Here is a 5830-nt window from a genome sequence, read left to right as displayed (position 1 = left end):
CTCCCCCACCCCGGCGCACGGGACGTCCACCCCCTGTCAGTCGAGCAGGCTGCGTGCGTACTCGGAGCGCAGCCGGTCATCCCCCAGGGCCTGGGCCGCCTCGGACAGGACTCCTCGAATCTGCTGCGCGCGGTGCTGGAGCGCCGGGTCCGGATGGCCCGCGAAACGCAGCGGGTGGAACTCGGCGGCGAGCAGCTCGAATGCCCGCTTGACCTCCTCACTGCCCGCCGTGCGCGCCAGCCCCAGCACGGTGAAGTAGTCCGCGTCCTGAATCTCCTCGAACTTCGCTTCCAGCCGACGGACGTCCAGCTCGGGCGGCAGCTCCCCGGAGTCGTCCGCGTCCGCCGGGTGCAAGACGATGAGCCCGAGCGTCCGCGCCACCGAGAGCGCCTTCAGGGCCGAGTCCTGCGGCACCCCCGCGCCCAGGAGCAACGCCTCCACCGTGTGCTCGCCGTCCACCTGGGAGAGCAGTTGGAGATCTCTCGGCGGCAGGCCGAAGTCATCGGGCGCGAGGTGCAGGTCGCCTCGGGCGACACGGGCTCGGAGGCCACCCGCGGAGGCCAGCAGCGACTCGGCCGTCAGCGTGTTGCGCAGGGCCTCCGCCAGCAGGAACAGCGGGGGACGCGTGGCCGCGGCGAGCGCCACTTCGTGCGGCGCGGGCTCCTGGACCAGCCGGTACAGGGTCGACGGCTCGGCCAGGGCATCGAGGAAGACCTGCTCCGTGTAACGCTGCACCAGCGGCACGGCCTCCGACTCGCGCAGGTAGCCTCGTCCTCGGAGCGCGTCGAGCAACGCTCCGGTGGTGGCGCTGCGCACCAGCCGCAGCTCGCTCTCCTGACGCGCGTCGATGAGGCCGTCCGCGCGGGCCCGGTCGATGAGGGACTCTCCGGACGCGGAGGACACGGCCCCCACCAGTGAGCCGTCGCGCAGCCACAGCACGCGCAGCGCGTTCATCACCTTCAACTCCAGGCGCACCTCCATGCGCGCCTCGCAGAGTCGCAGCACCAGTCGGGACAGGCCCTCCTGGGTGACGCTGCCGCTGCGGGATACGGCGAGCTCGGGACGGCCCGGAGGGGCTTCCAGGGGGAGCAGCGCCGCACGGGCCTGCGCCGCGGCCTCCTCGGCCTCTCGGTGGCCTCGCTCCTCCAGCTCCAGGCGCTCGCGCTCGGACCGGGCTCGCTCCTCCGCCGAGTCCGCTTCCAGTCTCGCCTTCTCCGCGTGCAGCGCCTCCAGGGACTGGCGCGCTTCCTCGCGTTCGGTGCGGACCTGGGCCAGCTCCTGTTCCACTTGTTGGAGGCGGGACTGGAGCTGCGCGAGCTGCTCGGCGATACGGGCGGACTCCAGTTGCGCGTCGGTTCGCGCCTGGGTCTGTTCGTCGATGCGGGCCTCGATGGCGGCTCGCTGGCGCGCTTCGGCGTCCAGGCGGACTTCCAGCGCGGTGCGGTGACGGCCCTCCGTCTTGGCGCGCGCTTCCGCTTCGGTCAGCGCCTGGGCCGCCTTCTGGGCTCGGAGCTCGGCCTCCGCTCGGACCTCGGCTTCCGCGGCGGCTCGGGACTCCGCTTCCGCGCGCTGCCTCGACTCCGACTCCGCTCGGGTCTCCGCGACGACGCGCTGCTTCGCGTCGGACTCCGCTCTCGCCTCGGCCTCCTCGCGCAGGCGGGCTTCCGTCTCCGCTCGGGCTTCGGCCTCCTCGCGCAGGCGGGCTTCCGTCTCCGCTCGGGCTTCGGCCTCCTCGCGCTGCTTTGCCTCGGACTCCGCTCGGGCCTCTACTTCGGCGCGCTGCCCTGCTTCCAGCTCGGCTTGCGCCTCGGACTCCGCACGCTGTCGGGCCTCGGCCGCGGCTCGGGCCTTGGCCTCCTCGCGCTGCTTCGCCTCGAACTCCGCTCGGGACTCGAACTCCGTGCGCTGCTCCGCCTCGGCCGCTTCGCGCCGCTTCGCCTCGGATTCGGCTCGGGCTTCGGCCGCTTCGCGCAGCTTTGCTTCGGACTCGGCTCGGGCCTCGGCTTCTTCGCGCTGCTTCGCTTCGGACTCCGCTCGGGCTTCGGCTTCTTCGCGCTGCTCCGCTTCGGACTCCGCTCGGGCTTCGGCTTCCGCTCGGAGCTTCGCTTCGGACTCCGCTCGGGCTTCGGCCTCCTCCCGGTTCTGGGTCTCTATCTCCGCGCGAGCCTCTGCCTCCGCACGCTGCTTCGCCTCGGACGCCGCTCGGGCTTCCGCCTGGGCTCGGGCCTTGGCCTCCTGGTCGAGTCGCTCCTTCGCCTCGGCCGAGGAACGGGACTCCATTTCCGCGAGCGCGTGGACCTCCACCTCGGTCTGGGCCTCCAACTCCTCGCGGGCGCGAATCTCCGCCTCCGCACGCGCCTCGGCTTCGAGCCGCGCGCGGGACTCCAGCTCCGCCTGGGCCTCCGCCTCCGCTCGCGCACGCGACTCCTTCTTCGCGTGCGTCTCCGCTTCGATTCGCTCCGCGTCCGCGGTCGCCGCGCGCGTCTCGGATTCCGCTCGCGCCAGGGCCTCGGCGCCGGCGCGGGCTTCTGCTTCGACCAGCGCCACCTCCGCCGCCTTCACTCGCGCTTCCAGGCTCCGCTGCGACTGCGCTTCCGCCTCGGCCCGGGCCTCGGCGTCGACCCGCCCCGCGGCCTCGGACTCGAGCCGAATCTCGATTTCCCTCAGCGCCTGTGCCGCCGCCGCCTCACGCGTCTCCGTCTCCTGGAGCTTCTCCTCCAGCTCCACGAGACGCGACTCAGCATCGGCTCGCGCCAGGGATTCCTGGTCACCACGCTCCTGGGCGTCGTCCCTCGCGAGGAGCGCTTCTTTTATCTTCGCCTCCGCTCGCGCGACGTCTTCCGCCCTCAGCCGCGCGAGTTCGCGGGCCTCAGACGCCGCGGCCTCCAGCAGACCGCGCAGCTCGATGAAGTCCTGCTCGCGCGACTCGATGCGCCCCAGGGCCGCCTTCGCGGCGGCGTCCACCGTGGCTCGCGCATGGGCTTCCGACCGTGCACGGGACTCCGCCTCTTCGAGTCGCCCCTGGAGCTTCGTCAGCTCCGCGCGGAGGGACTCCGACTCCGAGCCACTTCGTACGTCCAGCTCGGACTCTCGCTGCTTCGACAGCTCCAGCTCGGCTTCGAGCTCTCGCCGCTGGCGCTCTTCCCGTGCCTGGGACGTCGCGAGCTCGGCTTCTCTCGCTCGCGCCTCCTCCAGTTGCTGCTCCGACTCCGCGCGCAGCGTGGCCTCTCGCGAGTGCTCCTCTTCCAACGCGTCGACCCGCGCCTGAAGCGACTGGAGCTGCTCTCCGCTCCGGTCGCGTGCGGCCTCGGCCTCCACGCGCAGGGCCGCTTCGCGGTCCAGGATTCCTCGCAGCGACTCGCTCAGCTCGCGCGACTCCTCGATTCGCCGCTCGGCGTCCTGATGGAGCGCGGTCTCCTGCTCCAGCGCGGCCCTCAGAGAACGGACACGCTCGTGGGCCTCCTCGAGCTGTTGCTCGAACTCTTCCAGTCGAGCGTTCGTCGCGAGCGTCGACGTCTGTTCGTCGAACGAGGCCCCGTGTTCGGCCCCTGGTTCCGTTACGTGCTGGGTTCCCGGGGCGGCCTCAGACGAAGCGGTGTCCGTGTTCGAGTCGAACCACACGGCGCCAGGCGAGGGCTCGACTGGCGCGGGCCCTTCCGCCTCTGAGTCGAACCACCCTACCGAGGCATCGGCCGTGGGCGTCGTGATGCCGCTGGGCCCGGGGGCGGTTGCGACAGTGCGTGGGTGCGCCTCCGCGGCCGTCGACGTCGCATCGGCGATGGCGGCTGGCGACTGGACGTCACCAGTTTCCGAGTCGAACCAGCCTCCAGCTACGTCCGGACCCGGCGGCTCGGTGCCTGGCTCCGTTCCGGACCAGTCCGTCTCGTCGTTCGCGCTCGACGCTTCGGCCCCTGGCTCCGTTCCGGACCAGTCCGTTTCCGCACGAGAGACCTCTGTCGCGGGCTCCGCGCCGGACCAGTCCGTCTCATCGTTCGCGCTCGACACTTCGGCCCCTGGAGCAGCACCGGACCAATCCGTCGTCTCGTCCGCGCTCGACGCTTCGGCACCCGGAGCAGCACCGGACCAATCCGTCGTCTCGTCCGCGCTCGACGCTTCGGTGCCAGGCTCCGCACCAGACCAGTCCGTCGCCTCGTTCGCGAGCGACGCTTCTCCGGTGCCAGGCCGCGCACCGGACCAGTCCGCCGTCTCGTCGTCGCTGGCTGCCCTGGTGGCTGGCTCAGCGTTGAGCTCGCTCGGCGCGGCCTCCGCGCTCGTTGCTTCGGCGCCGGGCTCCGCGTCAGACCAGTCCGTCGCTTCGTTGGTGACCTCCACTTGAGCTTGCACGGGGTGCGCGCTCGCCACCGCATCGCTCGCGGAGGAGTCCACGGGAGCATTCGTTGCCGCCGTGTTCGCCGCGGCCTCGGCACCACCTGGCTCCGAGTCGAACCAGTCAGCGCCAACACTGCTCGCGGGCGGCTCCGTCGGCGGCCCGTCGGAGTCTTCCCTCCGAACCTTGGCCTGAAGCTCCGCCTCCAGCACGTCCCAGGGCGAGGCAGGCAGGCTTTCTTCTTCTGACGAATCGCTGGAAGTGGACTCGGTGCTGGCCGACTCCTCGGCACCGGTCGCTTCAGTCGACCGCGCATCATCTGCCGAGCCCCCCCGCAGGGAGTTCTCGACCTCGGGGTCTGGTGGCAACTCCGTCCACGGAGACGCCTCGAGCGGCGCGGCGGGCCTTGCGCCCCCATCACGCATGGCGGCCAGCTCCGCTTCCGCCGCGGAGAGCGCATCCCCCTGTGGGGTCACCGGAGTGTCGACGTCGAAGAACCCCGCATCCCCAAGCCGCGGTGGCACCGCCGTGGGCCGTGAAACCGGCTCGGAAACTGGCTCCTCCGTCCAGGCGAGGCTCCCTACTGGCGGCGAGGGCTCGACATCACCTTCCCCCTCCGACGGAGCCCCAGTCCAGTCCGTCGGCGCCCCATCCTCCGAAGCACTCACGCCATACAGGACCGTGGCCGGACCACTCGCACCTCCCGGACTCACTTCACCTGTCACCGCGCTCGCGAAACCCTCGGAGAACGCATCGTCCAGGCTCCCGGAGGTCGCACCACTCGCCTGTGCGGACTGTCCGCCCCATCCCGCGAGCCCAGGGGACGTCGCGACTTCGCGCGAGGCACTCTCGGAGCTGCCCCACGCCATCGTCGGGTCATCGGTCCCGTACGCCGCGTCCATCGCCGCTTCATCCAGCGCATCCGTCGCGGAGCCGTCGACATCCGGGCCACCCGCCATGCCCGCGTCGTAGCCTTCCGCACCGTAGGGCGCGGCCTCTGTCGCGGGGTCCGAGGAATCGTAGCCAGTTGCAGCACCCTCGGCGTACGCGCCTGCGTCATACCCTTCGCCACCGTAGGCGCTGGCTGCGGAGTCCTCAGTGGCGGTTCCATCCGGCGCGCTGGCGTCGTACCCGGTGTCGGCGCCCTCGTGAGGGTCGGCTGCGTAGCCCTCCGCACCCGACGCGTACCCCTCGACGCCTGCTCCACGGTAGGTGCTGGCGTCATACCCGCCCGCCGCGATTCCATCGTCAGCAGGAGCCGCATACCCCTCGACTCCAGCGTAAGCGCCGGACTCGTACCCTTCCGTGGCGGCACCCGTGCTGGCTTCATCCCCTTCAGCGACAACTCCAGCGTTGGCGCTGGACGCGTACCCTTCGGTGGCGGCACCCGCGTCATGACCGTCCACAGGCGCGCTCGACGCGTACTCCTCGGCAGCACCCGCGTCATACCCGCCAGCGGAAGCGCCTGCCTCGTACCCTTCTGGGGCCACCCCACCGTCGACG

1 protein-coding gene is annotated in these 5830 nt (G+C 71.5%); it reads right to left on the bottom strand.

Going from position 1 to position 5830, the window contains the following annotated elements:
- Window positions 1-36: 36 nt before the first annotated feature.
- Window positions 37-5817, bottom strand: coding sequence for a response regulator receiver protein (locus HUW62_RS45335; protein ID WP_176437981.1), 5781 nt, complete (start codon window positions 5815-5817; stop codon window positions 37-39).
- Window positions 5818-5830: the final 13 nt, after the last annotated feature.

The organism is Myxococcus sp. AM011 (assembly GCF_013372595.1).
Lineage (GTDB): Bacteria > Myxococcota > Myxococcia > Myxococcales > Myxococcaceae > Myxococcus > Myxococcus eversor.
The sequence above is the reverse complement of the archived record's forward strand: the minus strand, read 5'-3'. Positions and strand labels throughout refer to the sequence as shown.